The sequence below is a fragment of the Alcanivorax sp. HI0083 genome, assembly GCF_001635175.1.
This window is the reverse complement of record NZ_LWFX01000797.1, coordinates 1-280: the sequence shown is the minus strand read 5'-3', so window position 1 is coordinate 280 and position 280 is coordinate 1. Positions and strand designations below refer to the sequence as shown.

Genomic DNA, 280 nt, shown 5'->3' with positions numbered 1-280 from the left:
CATGACCTCGAAGTTCATTCCGTAAATGCTGGCAATCATGGTGGGCGGCAGGAACACCACCGCCGCGATGGAAAAGATCTTGATGATCTGATTCTGCTGGATATTGATGAAGCCCTGGGCTGCATCCATCAGGAAGTTGATCTTGTCGAACAGGAAAGTCGTGTGTGACAGCAGGGTATCCAGGTCATGCTGGATTTCCGCACAGGTACGCCGGCGCACCTTGTCCGATCGCACATAGCGCTGAATAAACGAGATGGATCGCTGGGTATCCATCAGACAC

Annotated in this window: 1 protein-coding gene; it reads right to left on the bottom strand. The window is 52.5% G+C overall.

Features of this window, described 5'->3' with window-relative positions; all coding sequences use genetic code 11:
• Positions 1–280 (bottom strand): CorA family divalent cation transporter (locus A3754_RS07720; RefSeq protein ID WP_304439823.1); only part of this gene is annotated, 280 nt, incomplete at both ends.